The sequence below is a fragment of the Terrirhizobium terrae genome, assembly GCF_030323265.1.
Taxonomy (GTDB): Bacteria; Pseudomonadota; Alphaproteobacteria; order Rhizobiales; family Rhizobiaceae; genus Neorhizobium.
The window spans coordinates 479,227-501,606 of sequence record NZ_CP104991.1 but is presented as its reverse complement, the minus strand read 5'-3'; the positions used below and the strand labels follow the sequence as shown (position 1 = coordinate 501,606).

18 protein-coding genes and 8 pseudogenes are annotated in these 22,380 nt (G+C 56.4%); 21 read left to right on the top strand and 5 right to left on the bottom strand.

All coding sequences use genetic code 11. The features are described from left to right. Nucleotides 1–17: 17 nt before the first annotated feature. A pseudogene (locus N7E02_RS06360) lies at nucleotides 18–766 on the bottom strand (SDR family NAD(P)-dependent oxidoreductase). Between the two features lie 451 nt (nucleotides 767–1,217). Here N7E02_RS06360 and N7E02_RS06355 point away from each other — a divergent pair. From N7E02_RS06355 to N7E02_RS06325, 7 genes and pseudogenes are all read left to right on the top strand, one after another. Then, nucleotides 1,218–1,910, top strand: a complete 693-nt coding sequence (locus N7E02_RS06355; protein ID WP_286578501.1) for a zinc-dependent alcohol dehydrogenase family protein — start codon at nucleotides 1,218–1,220, stop codon at nucleotides 1,908–1,910. Further along, nucleotides 1,904–2,329, top strand: coding sequence for a zinc-binding dehydrogenase (locus tag N7E02_RS06350; protein ID WP_510185297.1), 426 nt, complete (start codon nucleotides 1,904–1,906; stop codon nucleotides 2,327–2,329). The genes N7E02_RS06355 and N7E02_RS06350 overlap by 7 nt, the downstream gene beginning before the upstream one ends. Nucleotides 2,330–2,476: 147 nt before the next feature. Beyond that, complete coding sequence (locus N7E02_RS06345) at nucleotides 2,477–3,391, top strand: LysR family transcriptional regulator (RefSeq protein WP_286578500.1); 915 nt, start codon at nucleotides 2,477–2,479, stop codon at nucleotides 3,389–3,391. A gap of 95 nt (nucleotides 3,392–3,486) precedes the next feature. Continuing rightward, nucleotides 3,487–4,154 (top strand): annotated as a pseudogene (locus N7E02_RS06340) (glutathione S-transferase family protein). Between the two features lie 421 nt (nucleotides 4,155–4,575). Continuing rightward, nucleotides 4,576–4,860 carry a glutathione S-transferase family protein gene (locus N7E02_RS06335; protein WP_286578499.1) on the top strand — a complete coding sequence of 95 codons (285 nt, stop codon included), beginning with the start codon at nucleotides 4,576–4,578 and terminating at the stop codon, nucleotides 4,858–4,860. Nucleotides 4,861–4,923: 63 nt separating this feature from the next. Continuing rightward, nucleotides 4,924–5,253: a glutathione binding-like protein gene (locus N7E02_RS06330; RefSeq protein WP_286578498.1), complete on the top strand. Its 330-nt coding sequence runs from the start codon at nucleotides 4,924–4,926 to the stop codon at nucleotides 5,251–5,253. 137 nt (nucleotides 5,254–5,390) lie between these two features. Then, nucleotides 5,391–6,706, top strand: a pseudogene (locus tag N7E02_RS06325) (LLM class flavin-dependent oxidoreductase). Nucleotides 6,707–7,992: 1,286 nt separating this feature from the next. Here the strand turns inward: N7E02_RS06325 and N7E02_RS29525 are convergent. Then, a complete protein-coding gene (locus N7E02_RS29525) occupies nucleotides 7,993–8,208 on the bottom strand; it encodes a hypothetical protein (RefSeq protein WP_353622793.1) in 216 nt (71 codons plus the stop codon). A 465-nt stretch (nucleotides 8,209–8,673) separates the two neighbouring features. Here N7E02_RS29525 and bdcA point away from each other — a divergent pair, with 465 nt between their 5' ends. Together bdcA and N7E02_RS06310 are read left to right on the top strand one after the other, a co-directional pair. Then, entirely contained in the window at nucleotides 8,674–9,387 is a 714-nt protein-coding gene (bdcA, locus tag N7E02_RS06315) for an SDR family oxidoreductase (protein ID WP_286579100.1), read from the top strand. Between the two features lie 608 nt (nucleotides 9,388–9,995). Beyond that, complete coding sequence (locus N7E02_RS06310; protein ID WP_286578497.1) at nucleotides 9,996–10,226, top strand: hypothetical protein; 231 nt, start codon at nucleotides 9,996–9,998, stop codon at nucleotides 10,224–10,226. A gap of 296 nt (nucleotides 10,227–10,522) precedes the next feature. On the opposite strand, the pseudogene N7E02_RS06305 reads toward N7E02_RS06310, so the two are convergent. Beyond that, nucleotides 10,523–11,141 (bottom strand): annotated as a pseudogene (locus N7E02_RS06305) (alpha/beta hydrolase). Here N7E02_RS06305 and N7E02_RS06300 point away from each other — a divergent pair. From N7E02_RS06300 to N7E02_RS06285, 4 genes and pseudogenes are all read left to right on the top strand, one after another. Next, a complete protein-coding gene (locus N7E02_RS06300) occupies nucleotides 11,107–11,328 on the top strand; it encodes a hypothetical protein (protein WP_286579107.1) in 222 nt (73 codons plus the stop codon). The pseudogene N7E02_RS06305 and the gene N7E02_RS06300 overlap by 35 nt on opposite strands. Nucleotides 11,329–11,498: 170 nt before the next feature. Continuing rightward, complete coding sequence (locus N7E02_RS06295) at nucleotides 11,499–11,990, top strand: sigma factor (RefSeq protein WP_286578496.1); 492 nt, start codon at nucleotides 11,499–11,501, stop codon at nucleotides 11,988–11,990. Between the two features lie 38 nt (nucleotides 11,991–12,028). Then, nucleotides 12,029–12,676 carry an NrsF family protein gene (locus N7E02_RS06290; protein WP_286578495.1) on the top strand — a complete coding sequence of 216 codons (648 nt, stop codon included), beginning with the start codon at nucleotides 12,029–12,031 and terminating at the stop codon, nucleotides 12,674–12,676. 193 nt (nucleotides 12,677–12,869) lie between these two features. Continuing rightward, nucleotides 12,870–13,855 (top strand): annotated as a pseudogene (locus N7E02_RS06285) (alpha/beta hydrolase). Between the two features lie 44 nt (nucleotides 13,856–13,899). On the opposite strand, the pseudogene N7E02_RS06280 reads toward N7E02_RS06285, so the two are convergent. Then, nucleotides 13,900–14,708: pseudogene (locus N7E02_RS06280) on the bottom strand (SDR family NAD(P)-dependent oxidoreductase). A 46-nt stretch (nucleotides 14,709–14,754) separates the two neighbouring features. Here N7E02_RS06280 and N7E02_RS06275 point away from each other — a divergent pair. The 5 genes from N7E02_RS06275 (at nucleotide 14,755) to N7E02_RS06255 (ending at nucleotide 19,077) form a co-directional block, all read left to right on the top strand. After that, nucleotides 14,755–15,141, top strand: a complete 387-nt coding sequence (locus N7E02_RS06275) for a winged helix-turn-helix transcriptional regulator (RefSeq protein ID WP_286578494.1) — start codon at nucleotides 14,755–14,757, stop codon at nucleotides 15,139–15,141. Nucleotides 15,142–15,213: 72 nt separating this feature from the next. Then, nucleotides 15,214–15,825, top strand: coding sequence for a TetR/AcrR family transcriptional regulator (locus N7E02_RS06270; protein ID WP_445344454.1), 612 nt, complete (start codon nucleotides 15,214–15,216; stop codon nucleotides 15,823–15,825). A 78-nt stretch (nucleotides 15,826–15,903) separates the two neighbouring features. Next, a complete protein-coding gene (locus tag N7E02_RS06265) occupies nucleotides 15,904–17,322 on the top strand; it encodes an MFS transporter (protein ID WP_286578493.1) in 1,419 nt (472 codons plus the stop codon). A 128-nt stretch (nucleotides 17,323–17,450) separates the two neighbouring features. Next, a complete protein-coding gene (locus N7E02_RS06260; RefSeq protein WP_286578492.1) occupies nucleotides 17,451–18,206 on the top strand; it encodes an SDR family oxidoreductase in 756 nt (251 codons plus the stop codon). 181 nt (nucleotides 18,207–18,387) lie between these two features. Then, entirely contained in the window at nucleotides 18,388–19,077 is a 690-nt protein-coding gene (locus N7E02_RS06255) for an aspartate/glutamate racemase family protein (protein WP_286578491.1), read from the top strand. Between the two features lie 69 nt (nucleotides 19,078–19,146). Here N7E02_RS06255 and N7E02_RS06250 read toward each other — a convergent pair. Further along, nucleotides 19,147–20,072, bottom strand: a pseudogene (locus N7E02_RS06250) (AraC family transcriptional regulator). A 77-nt stretch (nucleotides 20,073–20,149) separates the two neighbouring features. Between N7E02_RS06250 and N7E02_RS06245 the strand changes: the two are divergent. The 3 genes and pseudogenes from N7E02_RS06245 to N7E02_RS06235 all read left to right on the top strand — a co-directional run. Then, the gene (locus tag N7E02_RS06245) at nucleotides 20,150–20,977 is read left to right on the top strand and encodes an oxidoreductase (protein WP_286578490.1); all 828 of its coding nucleotides are present in this window, start codon (nucleotides 20,150–20,152) and stop codon (nucleotides 20,975–20,977) included. Nucleotides 20,978–21,032: 55 nt separating this feature from the next. Next, complete coding sequence (locus N7E02_RS06240) at nucleotides 21,033–21,623, top strand: TetR/AcrR family transcriptional regulator (protein ID WP_286578489.1); 591 nt, start codon at nucleotides 21,033–21,035, stop codon at nucleotides 21,621–21,623. Between the two features lie 69 nt (nucleotides 21,624–21,692). Further along, nucleotides 21,693–22,313, top strand: a pseudogene (locus N7E02_RS06235) (hypothetical protein); the annotation flags it as partial. Nucleotides 22,314–22,380: the final 67 nt, after the last annotated feature.

Genomic DNA, 22,380 nt, shown 5'->3' with positions numbered 1-22,380 from the left:
GCCGCGCCGACTGGGGCTCAGAGCTGGGTAATTCCGCCGTCGGCAACGAGATCTGTGCCGGTCGAAAAACTACTTTCGTTGGACGCCAGGAACAGAGCTGCCGCTGCCATCTCTTCGGCTCTTCCAAGGCGGCCGAGGGGGTGATCTGCGCGTAGGTCGAACGCGCGCCATCGGCCTCTTCCGTAGTCTTGAACTGGCTTTCAATAATGGGAGTATCGATTGCACCGGGCGAAAGCGAGTTCACACGGATGCCACGATCCTTCAGCTCTGCTGCAAAGGTGCGCGCGAATGAGCGTACCGCTGCCTTGCTCGCCGAATAGGTCGAATGAGAAGGAAAGCCCTTCAAATGCAATCCGGACGATACCAAAACAATTGAGCCGCCCCGGGTCATCAGCGGTAGGGCTTTTTGAACGGTGAAGAATGCGCCGCGTGAGTTGATGCCGAACGTTCTGTCGAAATGTTCTGGAGATGCAGTGTCGACTGGTGCATGTTCGACGACGCCAGCGCTGACTACGAGAATATCGACGATCCCCTTTTCTGCCTTCACTTGTGCGAATACCTTGTCGAGTTCCTCGAGGTTGGCGACGTCACCCTGAACGAACGAGATATTACGGCCTATCGTCGATTTGGCTCTTTCGAGTTCGGCGAGGCGGCGGCCAGTGATGAAGACATAAGCTCCTTCATCGACGAAACGCTGAGCGGTCGCGAGCCCGATCCCGCTGCTACCACCCGTAATGACGGCTATTTTTCCATCGAGTTTAGACAAGAGACTGATCCTTTCGTGCGTGCATCATTGCAGCACGTCAGATGCGATCAGCCGCTATCTCGCGGTAGGATAAGAACTGGCATAATAGGTACTCTACGTTGGAATAGTGAAATTACGCTACCTTCGCTTCCCAGCCATACACCCATTTGCTTTAAAGCCCGCTTCGCCGTGAAATCCACTTCCAGCTAATGCAAAAGATCATGCAAGCTTACCGAGCTGTCGCCGCCGTGAGTCGATGCTTCGCAGTAACACTTCTCACATGTAACCGACGAGCCTAACGGTGTGGCAGGAGCTGAAGTTCAGCTCAAGCCTGCGATCTCGGCCATCCGCCACAATATGGAATAGATGTTATTCCAAGCCCTCGCCTTCCGGGAGGATATCGCCACACTTAATTCATGGGTGGCCCCTCATGAAATATGAGCGACGTGGTCCGCAAACTTGGAAAGTTTCAATGTCACAATTCATACAGTTCTCGGAGACAGGTGAGCCTGAGGTACTTGAATTCGTCAGCGGCACTCCTGCTTCACCCAAAGATGATGAGGTGCTCATCTCTGTGAAAGCTATCGGCCTCAACCGCGCCGATGCGATGTTCCGGCGTGGGCAATACATCTTTGAGCCGATCCTTCCCGCACAGCTAGGGACCGAGGCGGCAGGTATCGTTCTTGCCCTAGGCCGGGACGTAACCCACGTCTCCGTGGGAGATAAGGTGAACCTCGTTCCCTCTTTCCCGATGGGCGCATACGGCATCTATGGCGAAGAGATCATCGTACCAGGTCATGCCGTGGTCACGCAGCCGGCAGGGCTGAGTTTCGAGGAAGCTGCATCGATCTGGGTTATGTTCCTAACCGCTTACGGCCCCCTGATCGAGGACGCGCGCATCCAGCCCGGTGATCATGTCATCATCTCAGCCGCCTCGAGCAGTGTCGGTATAGCCGCCATCCAGCTTGTAAAGATGGCTGGAGCAATCCCGATCGCTTTAACCCGCACCAAAGAGAAGAAGCAAAGGTTGCTTGATACTGGAGCGAAGCATGTCGTTATCTACCCCGAAGTCGACCTGACTGCCGAAATTTTGAGAATTACCGGGGGAAGGGTGCGCGTGTTGCATTCGATGCAGTTGGCGGTGAACTTCTGCAGAGCTTGGTGAAGACGGTGCCGAAGGGCGTAATCTACCTGTATGGAGCCTTGGGCGGGGAAACTGCTACAATCCCGGTTCTGGAAGCTTTGATGCACCGGGCCACTATCAAAGCATGGATCATCGCTGACCTTTTGGCGGATGACAATCGTAAGCGCAAAGCAATCAAATATGTGTCGGATGCGCTTCGTCGGAAGGACATTACGCCAATAATCGACAGCGTGTTCACCTTCGAAGACATGGTGGCAGCTCACCGCCACCTCGAATCCGGCCAGCAATTTGGAAAGGTCATTGTGACATTAGGGGTGCCCGCGAGGGATAATGCTGTTTCCCCTTTGAACGGCTTCAGTGGAAAGCGAAGCGGCAATATTATCACGCCCTTAACACGGAGCAGCGTCTCGATTTGGCGGGTCGCGGGGGAGCGTTTGTAACGAGGACCAGCTATTAATCCGTCCGCGCTCTCCACCGGCCGAGACCATGCCCGTTCTGGCAGATTTTGTCTCAACATGATTTGAAAACTATACACTGGTGAGACGACATCCGCAGGATGACCGGGGTAGCATTTATGGAGCGGCAGCATGAATCTCATAACGTCGATGCGCTATTTCGTCCGCGTGTACGAAACAAGTTCATTTAGTGGCGCTGCTAAATTATTGGACGTGGGTCAATCGGCGGTCTCGAAAGTTGTCGCACAACTCGAGCAGGAACTCGGCGCGCCGCTCTTGGTGCGTTCTACCAGACAGCTTATTCCGACCGAGCAGGGTCGCGTATTCTACGAACACGCGACCAAGGTTCTAGAAGATGCCGAGGCCGCAGTAGCCTCGGTCGGGACTATGTCACAAAGCTTCTCAGGTCACATCCGTGTAGGCGGGACACTGACGTTCATGTCCCAGTATATTATCCCGAAGCTACCGCTATTTCTTGATGAACATCCCGCCATTGATATCTCGGTCCATCTCGACGACCGAAATGTTAGCCTGATCGAGCAGGGGATCGATCTCGCGCTCCGCATGGGCCAGCTTGACGATTCCGGCTATGTTGCCAAACGCATTGGCCGCTGTCGCCGCGTCGTCGTCGGCACCCCGTCCTATCTTGCCAAGCACGCAGCACCACATAAGCCAGAAGATCTGACCGAACATTCCATGGTTGTTTTTTCGCAAGGCGAGGGTGGCGAACGCTTTACATTCAAGGGTCCGAAAGGAAGCAAATCGGTGTCGGTCAAACCAAGGTTGCGGATTAATGCAACGGAAGGCATCCGATCTGCTGTTCTGGCAGGCGCTGGTTTATCGATAGCAACTGAGTGGATGTTTGAAGCCGAACTGGAAAGCGGAGCCGTACATAAAGTTCTTAGTGACTGGGTGCTGCCTGATCTTGATTTGTGGGCAGTAATGCCTGGAGGGAGACGTATCAGCCCTAAAATCCGGGCTTTCGTCGAATTCATCGAAGCGCAAGTCAACGCCACAAGGTTCGGCATTAATCCGATAAAGGAATAAAACATATTCGATCAGTCTGCCTTATTGTCCAGTTTGGAATGACCTACCTTCTACGCACGCCATCCACGGGATGGCGACCAGCTAGGAGACTACAAATGTCTATTAAAATCTATAGTGACCTTGGCTCGGGCAGCTACCGCCGGGTCGCCGTCGCCGCGAAGGTCATGGGCGTCGATTACGAGCGTGTGAACGTCGACCTTTTCAAGGAGAAAGCCACACTCCGGAGTTCCTGCAACTCAATCCGCACGGTCTGACGCCGGTGCTGCAGGAAGGCGATACGGTCGTCTGGGAATCGGCGGCAATCAATCTGTATCTTGCGGAAAAAGTAAATTCGCCCCTCGTCGGCAAGACCGAGCAGCAACGTACGGAAGTCCTCCAGTGGATGTTCTGGTCGGGCGAGCAGTGGCGCATCTATTTCACCATGCTGTTCGACGAGCGCGTGGCTGCTACTGCCATGGGAAAGCCGCAGAACGAGGCGATCGTCGAGTACGTCAATAAGAAGATCCGCGCCGCTGCCACCGTTCTAGACGCCCACCTCGCCAACCGCCAGTTTATGGTCGGCGACGAACTGACCTTGGCTGATATTGACATCGCGGCTCCGTTCTCACAAATCGACCGGTCCAAGCCGCCGCTCAACGAGTTCCCCTATCTTACAGCTTGGCATCAGCGCCTCCTGGACACCGTTCCGGCCTGGGTGGAAACCAAGCGTGACCTTGATGAGCGCATGGATACGTTCCTCAACAGCATCGGCGTCACCCTCTGATATCGACACGCAATTGAGGATCGTTGTCATTGGTGACCTTCGAACCGGCGGTAGCCTAAAGCTGCGCCTCCCCAGCAGGCGAACCGAATAATGTGGGGAATGCGTCAACACAGGATGCTCTGCGTTTCCGAAGTCGACGTGACGCACGAGATCCTGAAAATTACAGACGGGAAGGGAGCTTGGCCGCGATCTACCCGGCCGGCGGCTCCCTTCTGCCGGGTCTCGTGGCCACAACCCCGTCCGCACGCCTTGGAACACCTGAGGACCTCGCGTCGGCAGCACTTTTCCCCGAACCCGACGACAGTGCCTGCGTGAACGGCATTTAGCTAGACGTCGACGGTAGCGTGTCCCCTATACGGCTGCGTGAAACGAATAGTGTCAACCGATCTGGCCCTCGTAAAAGAACTGGAGAGCACATCGCATGGAATACGAACTCTACTGGATCAGCGGCAGTCCCTATGCGTGGCGTGTCATGCTCACGTTGGGATACAAGTCCCTCCGATACAAATCCAACCGGATCGACGGTTCCACGCGAGGGCACAAAAGTCCCGAATACTTACGTCTGAATTTTCGAGGCCAGGTGCCGACCTTTATCGCGAACGGAACGGCTATCACGGAGTCGGTCGCGATCATGTCTTTCCTGGAGAAGGCGCATCCCGAACCTGCGTTATTCGGAGAAGATCCCTTCGAGACCGGACTTATCTAGGAGACGATTTTCGAGTTCGAGAACTACGTTCGCGACCTACTTTCACTTGGAATCGTCAGACCATTGCTGAGGGGTGATAGCCAGGACAACCCGGACGCCATTCGATCGTCGGCGTCTTCGGCGATCAACGCGGTGCAGTGGATGGAAAACGCTCTCCAAAATGGCTGTTATCTGGCTGGTGACCGCGTGTCGGCCGCCGATATCGTCGCGCTACCCAATATGCAGATGCTTGCGCGAGTCGGCCGTCGAGCGGAAGCTGTCGAAATGAATCTCGGTCTGGACGACTTCAACGCGACTTTGCCGGCGATCGGAGCTTGGCTGACCCGCATGGAGGCCATTGCTGGCTACGATGCCGCCTACCCACCCCATTGGCGTCCCCAAGAAGGCGAGTGAATGACCAACGTCGTTTGCCAACAAGGCTGGAGCGGCACAGAGGTTCTGACCAAGGGGGCGGTCGTTCCCAGTGCCCTGCGCCTCGTCGTATGCGGCCGACGAGGGGCACCAGGAGTCAAGGATAGAGGAGGTAATTTATGGTACGACAGATGCACTTGGGCGCGTTCATGCGCCCCGTCGCCATCCACACGGGCTCTTGGCGCTATCCTGGGGCTTGGCCGGACGCCAATTTTAACTTGGACCATTTGCGACGGCTGATCCGAACGTTGGAGGAGGCAAAGTTCGATGCCTTCTTCATGGCCGACCACCTTGCTGTGCTGAACATGCCTCCAGATGTATTGAAGCGCAGCCACACGGTTACGTCCTTCGAACCGCTTACCTTGCTCTCCGCTCTGGCTATGGAGACAAGCCGGATAGGCTTGGTGGCGACAGCCACAACCACCTACGATGAACCCTATCACGTCGCTCGCCGTTTTGCCTCGCTCGATCACATCAGCAGGGGCCGGGCAGGCTGGAACGTTGTAACCACCGGCTATCCAGAGACGTCGTACAATTTCGGCAGCGACCAGCATCTGCAGCACGCAACTCGCTACGCAAGGGCGCGGGAGTTTTACGACGTGGTGAGCGGACTTTGGGATAGTTGGGCTGATGACGCGTTCGTCCGCGATGTGAACAACGGTGTGTTTTTCGATCCTGACAAGCTACACGTGCTCGACCACAAGGGTGAACACTTCTCGGTGCGCGGTCCTCTGAATATCGCGCGACCTGTGCAGGGCCAGCCGGTCATCTTCCAGGCGGGGGATCGGAGGCGGGGCGTCAGCTTGCGGCCGAAACGGCAGAAGCCATTTTCTCGATCGCAGGCAATGTGCCCGATGGCAAGGCATTCTACGCCGACGTCAAAGGCCGAATGCTGGCTGTCGGCCGCGATCCCGAGCACCTCAAGGTCTTGCCGGCTGCCTTGGTAGTTGTCGGAGACACGGTGGAGGAGGCGCAAGCCAAGCGGGCCCATCTCGACAGTCTGGTTCATTATGACAGTGGCATCCGCTCGCTTTCCATAATGCTGGACTTCGACGTGTCTGGCTTAGATCCCAACGGACCGCTGCCTGAGATCCCCGAGGGCAATGCCGTCAAGGCGAACCGCGACCAAATGATTGGCTACGCGCGTAAGACCGGCGCGACGATCCGGCAATTGGCTGCCAAGGCGGGGAGCTATGCCGGATTGGCATTTGTCGGCACGGCGACGACCATTGCTGAAGAGATGGAGGTCTGGATCGAAGAACAGGCAGCGGACGGGTTCATCATCTACTTCTCCTGGCTGCCCGGCGGACTCGACGACTTCACTCGTAACGTAGTCTCGGAGCTTCAACGCCGCGGCCGCTTTCGTTCGGAATATGAAGGCGCGACCCTTCGCGACCATCTCGGGCTTCCACGTCCGGCCAATCGGTTTTTTTGAAACGGAAACGGTGTAGCCCGATCTGCGGAGATCGCGACTGAGAAATCTTATTGCCGAGCCTTTGATAAGATCGCTGTCCTGGGACCTATACCCACGCGCTTCTTGCCTTGCGTCTGTTCATCGTTCGCTGTCGATGGTTCGGATCTATTCAAGACCTGAAATCTTGGTCCGAAGGGGTTTTAATTAGAACGGTGGTTTGCGTTGTGTTGAACCATCAGTGGTATGCCCGGGCTGGGCGAACTTCTGACCCACCTCCGAAGTCTAATAAGTTGAGGTCTGCTTTTAGGAATCAATGAAAGATGAGCATAGCTCTGCTGCAAAGTCGTTTGTGACCCGGGTGTCTGACGCAGCTGGTAGCCTAGCTATCGCTCACTAGGAACGTATTTGAGTTTCCTGATAGTATGTGCACCGGGTGGTTGGGCCGCTCCCATGGCCGCATGGCTGCTTACAAGCTTGATGCTAATACCTTTGCTTCTTCTGATCTCGCCATTCGCTGCCGTATTGCTACTGTTGTTGAAGCGGTGTCGCGCAAAAAGGAGGAGGACCTTCGCAATAGCCGGTTTGCTCGCTGGTCTGCTTGCCCTAGCGACGTTCATGTGGGTTGCGCCGACACTCTCGACTGAACTCGACCCCGCGCTGATGGTAGTTGCCGCTTTGACAGGTGGAGCAGCGGGTGGTTTTCCATACCGCCTTATGGCAACTGTGCCGAGGTCACCCAGGCCCGCGACATCCGCTTAGGGCCAAACGCGGAACACATCACCGCTTACGTGGAGGTCCGGTTTTCGCCGTTCGGCACCCGTCATCGGACAGTCCGCTTGCGGCCCCCGTCCGGACACTCCAAATGAACCAGATGCATGATCTGGCTTGTTTTTCCGCCGGCTTGGATGCGAAGTTATGACGGGTCGTCGGTTCGAGTCTCTTCAAGAGCGATGAGCTGGTTCAAGATCAAATGAAAATACGTCGCCGCAGGGCGTGCGTTAGGAACTACCATTTTGCTCGGTCAGCGCTTGGACGCGCCGAACTGCTTTCCACACAGGCCGCGCCAACCGGTCTACCAGGCGAAGGCTCTCTTCTGGGCGGGCGTTGTCAAAGAAAGTGTGACTTGAACCGGACACCGCACGGCTCTTCTACTGAGGCGGCAGTAAGGAGCCACCCGAAACCGCAAACATTCATTTTTCTGGCGTAGATGGGTTGACTGGCGGGAATCACCCCATCAACTCGCATTCTGGCTGACCGCAAACACTATAGGGCCGTGCAGCATCGCGGCACAGGAGCGCCAATAGCGCTCAGAAATTTCCCGCCTGTTGATCTTTCAACTTTCCTGTCAACGCGGTCGCTGCCAGTGCCGCTATTCGGATCACGCGGGCAGAATCGTATCCTTCACGAGCCACGGCCGAGAGACCGCTCATCACCGCGACCATGTAGTCAGCTATCAACTCCGCGACGTCCGGGTGCGTCGCAGCAATAAACCGATAGATTGTATCCCTCGCGGCTGAGGTCAAGGTCAGAGCCTCTGCCCGCGCGTCCATATCGTTGCATTTTGTCCCCTCAATGGCGAGGCACCCTCCGCTGCCACAGTTTGACGTATACTTGTTAGCGGCATCCTTTAAAACTTCCGAAAGAGCCTCTGCCGCTGGTCGGCCGGGCCGTAGGATCTCCATGAGAGGGACGCCGTCAGTTTCAGAATAACGGTTGAGAGCTCGCTTAAATAGCTCTGCTTTGCTTCCATAAGCAGCATAGAAGCTTGGGGGGTTATGCCCAAGGCCTCCGTGAGATCAGCTACCCCGACAGCATCGTATCCTTGTGCCGAAAACATGCGCTGAGCTGTCGCGACTCCTTCTTCGGGATCAAAGCGACGAGGCCTTCCTCTTCCACGGGCAATTTTTGTAGTCACGGCTATAAAATCTCTTGACGCTGTGTTGCTTTCATTTATGTAGTCACGGATACAGTAAATGAAAGAGGAAGACATGGCAATTTTCGCGGGACAATCGGCTCTCGTTCTTGGCGGGAGTAGGGGTATCGGTGCTGCAATCGTTCGGCGGCTCGCTGCTGACGGTGCAAAAGTTGCTTTCACCTATGCCGCATCAAGACAGGCGGCGGAGAGATTGGGGCGTGAAACTGGCAGCGCTGCGGTGATGGCCGACAGCGCAGATCGGGATGCGGTCATCAGGGCCGTTCGTGAACAAGGACCGGTGGAAATCCTTGTGGTAAACGCGGGTGTTGGCGCGTGGGGCGATCCGTTGGAGCACGACCCCGATGTAATTGACCGCCTGATCCGCATTAACGTAGCTGCCCCTTATCACGCTTCAGTAGAGGCTGCACGCCAAATGCCGAATGGCGGAAGAATCATTTTGATTGGCTCAGTTAATGGCGACAGGATGCCCTTTCCGGGATTGGCTGCATACGCGATGAGTAAATCAGCCTTGCAGGGGATGGCGCGTGGATTGGCACGCGATTTCGGCCCGCGTGACATTACGGTCAATGTTGTGCAGCCTGGGCCGACCGACACGGATCTCAACCCTGCTGACGGTCCAACGACGGATCTGCAGCATGCCGCGATGGCTATCAAACGCCACGGTCGCTCTGAGGATGTCGCGGGAATGGTAGCTTGGCTAGCTGGGCCTGAGGCCAGCTTTGTGACGGGCGCGATGCATACGATCGACGGCGGTTTTGGAGCCTGAGGAAGTGGCGAAAGGCTGGGGATTTGTCTCCAGTCACTTCCCACAGATATTGGATCATAAATAGTACTCAAAGCCTGCCGGGGAATTGCGGGCTATCACGCCATTGCGACCATTTAGTTCAACTTCCGTCGAAAGGGAGGTTGCCTCGTCAAAAACCCTTGAGTTTCGGACGCGTTCGGTCAAGCCCCGTCAACGATCTGCTCTCTCTTACACCAAGCGACTAACACTGTGCGACGCCGAATAGCTTACCAGCACGGGCCCAACGATATGATCGTTGCCCTTGCTGCTGGCAACGCAATAACGGGGCTGCATTTATGACCCGCTCCTCCGGACCTGCCCCGTCGGATACCAGCCCGTGGGGAGTTCCGCTGAGTTCGAAGCCAATATCAGTTAAGACACATATGGGGGCACTCTAATAAAAGTGAACGCGCAGAGTTCTGCATTGTTAATTGATGATGAGGCGCCGGGCGGAGATAACTGCGATTGTGATCCGCCATGACGACATCAGCATGTTGCACCGAGCGGCAGCGCGGTTCCGGGCAAGATAAGTTGATCTGTTGGCAGACCAGCTCGAATCGCAATGGGTGCATTAGACAAGGCATACGAACGTGACATATGCTCTTAAAAAGTTTGTTTTTGCTGCAGGCGCCGTGTGGCTAAGTTTGGCGGGCGGGGCGCTCGCTGACGTGATACTTGACGTCAGTAACGCTGGCGGCACCTCGTCGCATTTTGACAGAGACTACTACGTCAAAAAGCATTTGGCGCTGGTCCAAAATCTTGCGGCTCTATGGTTTAGAAGCCTGCGGCGGTTCTTTCCGAGTGACGACAAGGTAGGCTGATCGCCGTTGCAGTATGCAAGTTTAAGGACAAACAGTCACTCGATAATGCGTTTGATTTCGGAGCGATTGCTGCAGTTCTTGAATGGAGTTTCACGTCATCTGCGTCACCTCCGATAAAGTGACGCAGATAATTCGCAGTTGGTACCGAACCGCAAAGTAAGCCGGGAGGACGAATGTAGTTGCTTTGCTATGGTCTTTCGCAATCGCGCGGCTGTCACTCGCCGCCCAGCATTAGTATGGTGTGCTCGCTTCGGGGTGATCGATGCACGCACGATCCACGTCGTCGCCCGTCCCGTTTAGGCGGCGTAGCCTGCTGCTTTCATGACAAGATCGGCGATGTCATCAGGATGCGAGATCAACGATAAATGGCTAGCTTTCAATTCAATAGTGTTAGCGTCCATCCGTTTCGCGAGAAACCGCTCCAGTTCTGGATTGATCGTCCGGTCCTCGCTCGACACCGCGTAAAAGCTGGGTTTATGGCGCCATGCCGCTTCGGTGACCTTGCCCGAGAGCAGCGTCTTCTGGAAAGGATACTGCGTTGCGTACAGCACCTTCGCGCGGGCCGTGGGAATGTCGCCGGCGAAGTCCTCGAGGAACGCCTTCTCGCTAAGTCTTCCTTCCTCACCGTCGAAAACAATCCCGGCAGAAGCGGGGGAGTGGGGAAGGTTTTCGCCAAAGCGCCAAAATCCTCGTTTGCGTCGGGTGCGCGGGCGGCGACGTACACGAGCGCCGACACATTAGGATGCATTCCGGCCTGAGTTACAATCATTCCCCCAAATGAGTGCCCGATCAGTACTGTTGGCCCATCCTGCCGCGCCAATACTCGCTCCGCAGCAGCGACCGATTCCGAGAGAGTGGTCAGGGGTTCTGCACGGATGTGATGTTCAAGCCCTTTGGCTGCAGCCTCGATATCACTTCGCTCCAGCAGGAACCATCTGCGAATAGCCCATGGACGAAGACAACGTTACGGGCCTTTTCTGGGCGGCCGGCTGCCGACGCGGCCATGCCTTTGGTTGAAAGCATTGATGCTGCCGCGCCGGCAAGCATAGCAGTTGAAAATGTGCGCCTGTTCATGATCATTCCGGACTTCCTTTCATCGTAAAGCACATGCTTCGGAGGAGTCTTTCGTTGGGAATTCCCCGATCTTACATCGTCACGACTATGTGATCGGCGCGTAAATTCGAATAATTTCGCGATAGGACGTAACAATGGGTTTCGTCCAACCGAAAGCATGGGTGCATGGACACACGGGAAGACAGATGGGCGAAAGCGATGCGCGCGGAACGTACTGGAGATAGCGCTGCCTACGAGGCGTTTCTCAGGGCTTTCGCCGCTTCGGTGCGGCGGATCGTCGAGGGGCATTTGCGATATATGGGTTTAAGTCTTTACGAGGCAGAGGATGTCGTCCAGGAAGTGCTCATAGCAGTGCATTCCCGTCGCCACCAATGGGATACGAAGCGGTCTCTGCTTCCCTGGCTGAACGCAATTACGCGCTACAAGATCATTGATGCCAGCCGGCGCTTGGGCCGTGACGCACGCACGCGTGTCGATTTGACCGAGGAGCAGTGGGCCGGCTTGTTCTCATTCGAGGTGTTCGATCCTGAACGCAATCCGGCAGATGTCGAAAAACTAATCTCCGCCTTGCCCCTGGCGAACAGGCAGCTGTCCGAGCCATCGGGCTTGAGGGTGCCTCTACCAAAGAGGCCGCGGCGCGAATCGGTTCCACCGAGGGAGCGGTGCGCGTCGCCTTCCATCGCTCGTTAAGAAACTGCTGGCGGCAACACAGAGAAGAGGCCCCGGGCATGAATGACAATCGACAACCAACGGACGATCTTATTCGAGGGCTTGCAGCGCAAGCTGGTAAAGGCGCGTCACTTTCGCTCCGTCTCTCGATCGTCCTACCTGTCGCGCTGGTCTTTTCGATCCTGGCAGCGACTGGTGTCGTTGTGATGATCGCCGGACCTCGTTCCGACCTCATGCAGATACTCCCGACATGGACGTTCCTGTTCAAGGTCATCGGCATGGTTCTTGTAGCTGCCGGCGGGTTTCAGCTTGTTTGGGCAGTGGTCCAGCCGGGCCAGGCGCCTCGTACGGTTCTCTTTCTTGCTCCGGCTCTGGTCTTCCTGCTTGCTGGAGCTCTGTTTGATCGGAGCGGCTTTCCCCTATTTGGGGTTCACACCTACTCCGTGCTAAATTGTACGGCTACTATCATCATGGCTTCGATCCCGGCGCTCGCCGCTATTCTTTCTGCGATGCGAGCCGGAACGCCCACGCGGCTCAGCCGGGCAGGCGCTATTGCAGGTTTCCTTGCAGGTTCCGTTGGTGGTCTCGCCTATACCATCGCCTGCCTCAACGATGGCGCCGCCTTTGTGGCGGTATGGTATTCGATCGCCATTGCATGCGTAACTGCACTGGGAGCTTCAATCGGGCCCAAATTGTTGAGGTGGTAGCAAGGTCAATTTAGTGATAGATGCTATTTACCCTTCGAAGCAATGGGATACAGTCTGTCATCGGGCTGCGGACCCAAGCTCCAATCTGAAGCGATTTCATGTCTCGGGCAGATTATCTAACGTCGACAGGCCAGACCGGCGCCCGGGGTTCGAGAAAAAGTCATCGCCGCTTCGTTCCATGACAGAGCAAGAAATGAGCAATTCCTCGCGCAGCGTAGCCGTCCCTTCACGGAAAATTCAGGCCCCAAAGTCCATCAGCGCTGAAGCACGAGCGGCACTGTCGCGCCTGGTCGACGAGGACGGCAGCCCTACCAATGCGCGGTTCGAAATGCCGTCCCCAGAGGATTTTTCAGGCTGGATGATGATGAAAGCCGCAGTAGATGCGCACTACGCCGCCGCGGCTAAAGACCTTGCCAAGAGTTTGCAGTCCACAGTCGAGACAATCGTAGTCGAACAAGCAACGATCCATGTCGCAACGCCGCACGGATCATTTCATGAGCGTAGCGCACTCATCGACCTGCATGGCGGCGCATTGGTGTTCGGAGGCGGAGAGGCCTGTCGCGTCAGTGCGCGCCGCCAAGCTCACAAGCATGCCGTTCGATGCTACGGCGTCGATTACCGAATGCCGCCCGAGCATCCATATCCGGCCGCTCTTGATGACTGCTTGGCCACGTACGGTCATGTGTTGAACGGTCATCCCCCGACAAGGTGGTCATCCTGGGGAGATCGGCCGGCGGCAATCTCGCGACCGCTATGCTGCTACGGGCGAGAGATGAAGGCATGCCAATGCCCGGCAGATTAGTCTTGCTCTCGCCACAGGTTGACCTCACCGAATCGGGCGACAGTTTCCAAACAAACCAGATGCTTGATCTTGTTCTCCCTCGCCCGCTTAGATCAAGCAACCTGCTCTACGCTGGTGGTGCAGATCTTTCCAATCCCTATCTATCGCCACTCTTTGGTGATCTGCGGGGCTTCCCGCCGACGTTTCTGCAGACCGGCACGCGTGACCTGTTCCTATCGAACACGGTGAGGATGCATCGAGCCTTGCGAAAAGCTGGCGTGGAAACCGAATTGCACGTCTTCGAAGCCATGCCCCATGGTGGCTTCATGGGTGGGACGCCGGAAGACCAGGAACTCGAAATCGACATCCACCGGTTCGTCATGGCAAGCTGGAACTGATGCGGGGCACCCAGAGAATCTGGCGCAGATCCTCTGTTACCCTGCTACGTCCCTGGCCACATTCCTCCGTCAAGTCGGAGGTTTGCTCCTGTGATATAGCCGGCACGGGGGCTCGAGAGAAAAGCAATGGCATCCGCAATCTCCTCAAGGGTTCCGACCCTCCCAAGGGGCACCTGAGCAAACATCGGCAGGATTTCTCTCTCTATGTCGTTCCAGGAGGCGTCAATGGCCATCCCCTCTCAATGGCTTTCCTACGGAATACGGCATCCAAGCTGGTGCTATGCACCGTTCCAGGCGAGACGGTGTTTGCGGTGATGCCGTATGCAGCAACGTCTTTTGCGAGCGACGCCGTCATCGCGATCATGGCTGCCTTGGCGGCGGAGTAGTCCGGTCGACTTGCGGGCGGCATCAGGGCCGCCAGGCTTGCGATGCTTATGATCCGACCCCACCGCGACGCTTTCATTGCGGGCAGAACGAGCGAGATTATCCTCACAGATCCGAGCACGTTCCTGTCATAGACAGCCGCCCACGTCTCAGAGTTCGTCGAGGTCCAATCCTCTGCCGGGGCAGATCCGCCGGCATTATTGACCAGGATGTCGATCGACCCTGCTGCAGCCATGGAATCCCTAATGAGACGATCGACCTGATCCGATACTGTCAGGTCGCCGAATACTGCGAATGCCCGACCTCCAGAGGATATGATGTCATGCGCGACTTCCTCTGTTTTCATTCTGTCGCGACCGTGGACATGAATGGTCGCCCCTTCCTTTGCGAGGCCTCGGGCCACACCCTCGCCAATCCCCTTGCTGCTTCCCGTGACCAGCGCAACCTTGTTTTGGAGCTGTAACTCCATGATATTTGATCCTTGTTATCGTCTCCGGCAGATATGAGGTTCGTCGATGAAACAGGCAATTACGCACTTTAAAGTGCCTGTCGAGGATAGGGCGACATGCCTCGGAGCCGACGGATCTGTCTCTCATGTCAGCAGGGTGCTTCGGATGATCACAGGACGTTGGAAACTGCCGATCCTTTTCCGATTGTTCGCCGAACCATCACTGCGGGCATCGCAGTTCATGAGAGACATACCTGGGATATCCCAGAAGATGCTAACGCAACATCTCAGGGAGCTGGAAATTGACGGCCTCATACGCCGACACGTCTTTCAAGAGCAGCCTCCTCGAGTCGAATACTCGCTGAGTTCAGCAGGCCGTGGGCTTATGCCGATTTTGATGGCGGTCAGGGAATTCTCTCGGGACTATCCCGTCGATCCGACTGTTGGTCCTTGATCTGGATACCTTTAGCTTGATGAAGCCACATTGTCTCTTGCATTGTGTACCGAATGGTTCCATATAGTCTCCATGGTCAAGCGCACTCAAATATCCGCGTCCGTCGGTCGCCCTCGCGAATTTGAACTCAATGAAGCAGTTCGAAAAGCAATGCACGTATTTTGGGATCGTGGATATCACGATGCATCCCTTCCCGACTTGCTTGAGGGAATGGAACTTTCCAGAGGCAGCTTTTATAAGGCTTTCGTCGACAAGAGAGGCGTCTATCTGCGCGCCCTCGACGCTTACATCGAGGACGCCGTTCGCTCGGTCGGCGAAACACTGCATTCCAATCCGTCGCCTAAAGCCGCAATTTTAGAAGCTTTTTCTCAACAAGTGGATCAAACATCGGGAACGGACGGTTTGCGTGGATGCTTTGTCGTCTTTGCAGCTGTCGAAATGCTTCCGGAGGATAAAGAGGTCGCACCACGTATTTCCCGGCTGTTCAGACGTCTGCAAGATCTTTATGCCGCGGCGATCATAAGAGGCCAGGCCTTGGGCGAGATCGATCCTGGGCTGGATGAACGAACGCTCGCGAGGTTCCTCGTGTGCCAGATCCAGGGTATGCGGGTCCTGGCGAAGGCAGGAGCAGATCGCGCGGAGACAAGGGCCATGGTCGACCTGGCACTGAAGGCACTTGGCTGACCCTATTTTGGAACCAATTAGTTCCAATTGATGATATTGCAAACCGTCGATCGATTTTTTGATCGCTTGGAGAGACTTATGAGAGACACCAGCAATCCCGATGATAAACTCGATCCACGTCGATGGATGGCGCTCATCATCCTTTTGACCGGTGCGTTTTTGCCGCCGCTCGACTTCTTCATCGTCAATGTGGCGCTGCCCTCGATCCGGGAGGATTTCAGGGCTTCTGCATCAACGATGCAGCTGATTATCTCCGGTTACGCTACCACCTACGCTGTGATGCTGATCACTGGGGGAAGGCTTGGAGATCTTTATGGTCGACGAAATGTCTTTCTGGCTGGAATGGTCGGTTTTGCAGCCGCGTCTGCCTTATGCGGGTTTGCCTGGTCTCCAGCCGCGCTGATCGTCGGCCGTATCCTTCAGGGGTTTGCAGCGGCAATTATGGCACCGCAAGCCTTAGCTTCCATCAATGCAATTTTCCCAGACCACGAAAAATCAAAGGCCCTCAGCTTTTATGCCCTGACATTCGGGGTGGCATCGATGGTTGGTCTGTTTCTCGGTGGAGCGCTAATCGCACTGAATATCTTTGGCCTCGGATGGAGGGCCATTTTCCTGATCAACCTCCCGGTGATTGCGATCGCCGCGCCGCTGGCCTCCTTCATGTTGCGCGAAACCCGCTCGGAACACCCAACCAATCTTGATTTGGGCGGAGCCTTGCTGATAGCGCTTGCGCTTTTTGCCCTGATCGCGCCGCTTATCGAGGGCCGGGAGCGGGGGTGGCCAATCTGGTTGCTTCTGATGCTCTGTGCTTCACCACTGCTTTTCGTCTTGTTCTGGCGGCATGAGCGAAACGTCGAGACAGCGGGCGGAAATCCTATCCTTGAACCAAGCCTGCTGAACGTCTCGGGGTTGAAGCGCGGGTTGGCAGCTGCCTTCTTCTTCTACTCTCTGGCGGCATTCTGGCTCGTATTCTCGGTTTATCAACAGAGCGGCCTTGGCCGCACGCCCTTTGAAGCCGGGCTCGCCATCCTACCTGCCGCAGCCGGTTTTGTCCTTGGCCCCTTTGCAAGCGAGCGCGTCCTCCGCTTCTTTGGAAGATACTCCGCTGCCATTGGCATGGGGCTGCAAGCAGGCGGCCTGTTTGCAACGGCCACCCTTATCTCAAGTGATCATGCCCAGTTCCTCTCTCTAGCGCTCTTTCTCATTGGAGCGGGGCAGGGGATCGCGCTTCCAAACCTTTTGAAAAGCGTCGTGCGGCGCGTCGCCAGACCGCAATCGGGACTGGCCTCCGGTCTCGTCAATTCCACACTTCAGATTGGCGGCGCATTCGCGGTTGCACTCATTGGCGGGTTGTTCTTCTTGAATTTGGGGTCTGCAACCGATGCCAGATCCATCGGCCGGGCATATAGCGTGGCAGCAATCGCAATCGGACTCTGTCTTCTCGTCGCAGGATGGCTTTCCGCCGGCCTTCCGTCGAACAAGGCGGTGCGCCGATAAGCACGCGCATTGACGAGCTCAATGACTAACGCTGCATTGACGGCTTGATCATTTCCGCCTCCACGTCGGTCCCCACAAGAGGACCATTTCTCACAGCTTGAAACAGATCTATATCGGAGTAAACCGCCATGAACAACATCCATGGTCTTCCTCTTTCGGGTAAGAGCGCGCTTGTTACCGGTGCAGCGCGCGGGATCGGCGCGGCCATCGCGCTGAAGCTGGCTAAAGATGGTGCCGACGTTGCGATCACCTATGAGAAGTCGGCCGAAAAAGCCGAAGCTCTCGCCACCGAGATCAGAACTATGGGCCGCAAAGCTGTGGCCATTCAGGCCGATGCAGCAAGCACAGCCGCCGCTACGGCTACCGTCGAGCGGACCGTCGCTGAACTTGGCGGCCTCGACATTCTCGTTAACAATGCCGGCGTCCTCTTCGCAGGAGATTTCGCGGTACAGCCACTTGGGGAAATCGACCTGCAACTGAACGTCAATGTTCGCGGCGTGTTTCTAATCACCCAGGCAGCGCTGAAATACATCCCGAATGGCGGCCGTATCATCAGCACCGGAAGCAATGCGGGTCTGGCAGTTCCATTTGCAGGAATCGCGGTTTATGCGGCGACCAAATCAGCGCTGGAAAGCTTCACGCGCGGCCTAGCGCGTGAACTGGGTCCGAGGGAGATTACCGTCAATCTGGTCCGACCGGGGCCGATCGACACTGAGATGAACCCTGCCGACGGAGCTCTCGCGCCCGCCATCCTGCCAAAACTGTCGATCGCCCGGTATGGCAGAACCAGGGAAGTGGCAGAGGCCGTCGCTTTCCTCGCTGGTCCCGGTGCAGCCTATATCACCGGCTCGGGCATTCTTGTCGACGGCGGCATAAGCGCCTGAGCATTGGCACGAGGCGGCGGACCGTACGCCTCTTGCAACGCGTTCTATTCAACAGCACCGAAAAAAGGTGGAGAAACATGGAATACACACGAGTTGGAACCGCCAGCCTCGAGATTTCGCGCCTCTGCCCTCGATGCATACTTTTGGGCGAACCTGAAACAGATGGAACCGGAGAGAGCATTTGAAGACCATCGGCATACTTGGCGGAATGTCCGCCGCCTCGACGCAGATTTATTATCGTGAACTCTGCAGGCTCACCCGCGAGACCCTGGGAGGACTTCATTCTCCTGAGCTTCTCATACGATCCGTCGACTTTGATGAAATCGAAAGGTTGCAGGTGTCTTCCAATTGGGACGCGGCGGCAGATATCCTGAATGAGAAAGCCATTGCTTTGGAGCGTGGAGGCGCCGAGCTCCTCATCCTGGCGACGAACACCATGCACAAGGTGGCGGACAGGATCCTGGCCGGGGTGTCGATCCCGTTCGTACACATCGCGGACGCCACGGCGACGGCGATCCTCGACGGCGGCTTTCGCAAGCCGGGCCTGATGGCGACCGCCTTCACGATGGAGCAGAACTTCTATACCGACCGCCTGACTGCCAGGGGACTGTTGCCGATAATTCCTGAAGCCGGAGATCGAGCGGAGACCCATCGCATCATCTACAACGAGCTGTGTCGTGACGTCGTAACCAAGGAAAGCCGTTTGGCGTACGAGTTGATTGCGCAGCGACTGATCGGTCAAGGCTGCGACTGTCTTATTCTTGGTTGCACGGAGGTGGGCATGCTGTTGAACCAGGATAATGTCGCCGTCCCTGTCTTCGATACGACCCTCATTCACTGTGAAGCGGCTCTCAGGGCGGCGCTGGATTGATGTGCGGCCGGTTGTGGCTCGGCGGTTATCTCGTAGGAGGCGCCTGGGTTCAGGTGTTGGCAAATGGGGTTAAACCTGTTCTCCAAGGTGCTGTTGGACCCACTTCACCTCTTCCGATGCGGTACGACCGAAATGCCGTCTGAAATCGCGGCTGAATTGAGCGGGACTGACATAACCGACCGATGCAGCCACGGCAGCAATGGTCCCGCTTTGGCGCGCGATCATCAGTCTCGCCTCGTGGAGTCGCATCGCCTTCACGTATTGCATTGGACTTGAGCCGGTCAGGTCTTTGAAGTGAACGTGGTACGAAGGGACGCTCATGCCCACGCTTTTGGCAAGATCCGCGACAGTGATGTCAGAACCATAGTTCTCGCGAAGCCACGCTACGCTTTCGACCATTTTCCGGACGTCCCTTTTCGCTGAAGGGCCGCGATCATCGCGCCGCCTTGCGGGCCGACCATAAGGCGGTAGTGCAATTCGCGCAGGATGGAGCTTCCGATCACAGCGACCTCGACCGGGCTTTGGAGCGCCTCGACCAGGCGCAGCAGCACGTCCTGGATGCTGCGGTCCATCCTGCTGGAGAATAGCCCTTTCGGCGTGGCGCGCGGAGAACCTGCATGTTGTTCGACCTGCATGGCGATTTCTGCCGCCACCTGCATGTCGAACTCGAGATAGATCGCCAGCAACGGCCTCTGCTGACTGGCTTTGGAAGTCATCCTGAAGGGAACGGGTACCGAAACGGCAAGATAGTGATCCTCATCGTAAAGGTAGGCTTCCCCATTCAAGATGCCGTGCTTGCTTCCCTGTAATACGAAGACTGCCCCCGGCCTATAGAGAACCGGCACGTCGTTGAGGACTGCTTCAGTGCGCAGAATACGGACACAACCGATCGCCGTCTGATTGTAGCCGAGACGGGGAGCAAGTTGCCCGGCCAGGGCGACAAGCCGGTCATGTCCGACGGACGGTTCTTCATAAATCATAGGATTTGGCAAAATAACGAGAGGATCTCGCAATCGAGCTGAGAGAGCCACCAGATTATCTGTCAGCATGCATAAATCAAGGAGTTTCGAAAATGTCGAGCAAAACGTTTTTTATAACGGGTGTAAGTTCGGGTTTCGGGTTGGCGATCGCCACTGCCGCTATTGACGCCGGTCACAAGGTTATCGGCACCATCCGCTCTGAGGCCTCGCGCAAAGCCTTGGCGGACACTCTTCCGACACTACATCCGGTTCTTTGCGACGTCACCGAATTCGACCGAATCCCGGACGTCGTCCGACAAGTCGAGGAAGAACACGGTTCAATCGACGTCCTAATCAACAATGCAGGATACGGGCATGAGGGTATACTTGAGGAATCGCCGATCGAGGAGATGCGCCGCCAGTTCGATGTGAATGTGTTTGGCGCCGTTGCAGTCGCCAAGTCGTTTCTCCCGAGATTCCGCGAGCGCCGAAGCGGCTTTATCGTCAACGTCACATCGATGGGCGGCATGATCACCATGCCCGGCATCGCCTATTACTGCGGCAGCAAGTTCGCACTCCAGGGCATCTCCGAGGTCATGCGGTCGGAAATGGCGCCGTTTGGTGTGCACGTAACAACCCTTTGCCCCGGCTCGTTTCGGACGGACTGGGCAGGCCGTTCCATGGTCCGCACAGAGCGTTCCATTGCTGACTATGATACCCTGTTTGATCCGATCCGCGAGGCGCGTCAGGCAGTGAGCGGCAAGCAGCTCGGAAATCCGCAAAAGCTCGCCGACGCGGTTCTAACCCTCATCGAATCTGACAATCCCCCGCCGCAACTTCTCCTTGGCAGCGATGCTCTCAAGCACGTGACGGCGCGGATCGACCGTCTGAAACAGGAAATCGAAACGTGGACCGATCTGAGCCTGTCCACCGACGGCTGACATAAAGCGGAACTTTATTCTTGACCGTCTGCCTACTAGAAGGTAGACAAAGCATATGAGCAATCTTTCAACCACCTCCGACGACATCCTGGCTTCTGCCCGAACCCTCATCATGAATGGGGGCTACAACGGATTCAGCTACGCCGATATCTCGGAGATTGTCGGTATCCGCAAGGCCAGCATTCACCATCATTTTCCAAGCAAGGTCGATTTGGTGCGTGAGCTGGTCAAGCGGTATCGGGAGGATGGACAGGCAAGCGTGGCAGTCCTTGAGCAGAAGGTTCCGAATGCTCTGGACATCCTCAAGGCTTATGCAAACCACTGGACTGCATGCATTGAGGATTCCAGCAGACCCTACTGTGTCTGTGCTATGCTTGCCAGTGAACTGCCGTCCCTGCCGCCGGAGGTGGCAAAGGAGGTTACGGCATTCTTTGACTTCATATCTTCGTGGCTGACCTCAGTCATGGAGCGTGGCACCAGGGAAGGCGCGCTGAACCTCACCAGCGCCCCTCATGTCGAAGCTGAAACGTTTCTGGCGACGGTATATGGAGCGATGCTTTCGGCGAGAGCTTACGGGAAACCGGAAGTTTTCCCGATGATACTCGAACCGGCTCTCAATCGGCTCACTCCCACTGTCTCTCACTAATCCTGCGGGAGCCCATCTCCTCAGGAATAATCGCGTCCCGCGAAACTACCAACTAGTAGGAAGATGATAATGAAAAATGCTTTGTCTACCTTAGCTCTCGGCCTGACGATCGCCCTTTCCATGATAACGCTGGCGCCGCCCGCTCATGCCGAGGATAAGAAATCCGCGCCGATCCATGTCCGCGGCAGCATCGTGGCCTATACGGGATCAACACTCAAGGTGAAGACCCGCGAGGGTGAAACTGTCGATGTTGCGCTTGCCGACGACTGGAAGGTTGCTGGCGTCGCGAAAGCCAAGGTCACCGATATCAAGCCTGGTGATTTTGTCGGCATTGCATCCTTGCCAAAGGCTGGCGGTGGCGATGGCGCGCTTGAGGTTCTCATTTTCCCGCCGGCCATGAAGGGCACAGGTGAGGGTAGCTATGGCTGGGATCTCAAGCCCGAAAGCAGCATGACGAATGCAACGGTCGCAGATGCCGTCAAGGACGTTGATGGCCGAACCGTCACCGTGACCTACCACGGCAAGGAAAAGAAGATCGCCATACCGGATGGGACACCCGTCGTGACCATCGCTGCTGCAACCAAGGACGATCTCGTTTCCGGCGCCGTTGTCTTCATCACTGCCGAAAAGACTGCGACCGGCCCAATCGCCCATCAGGTGGTTGTCGGCAAAAATGGCGTGGTTCCCCCATGTGAGGACCCCGCCGTCACTGGCCGGAGCAGCCGCCTTACTGCTTCGGTCGGTGACTACCGAGCGA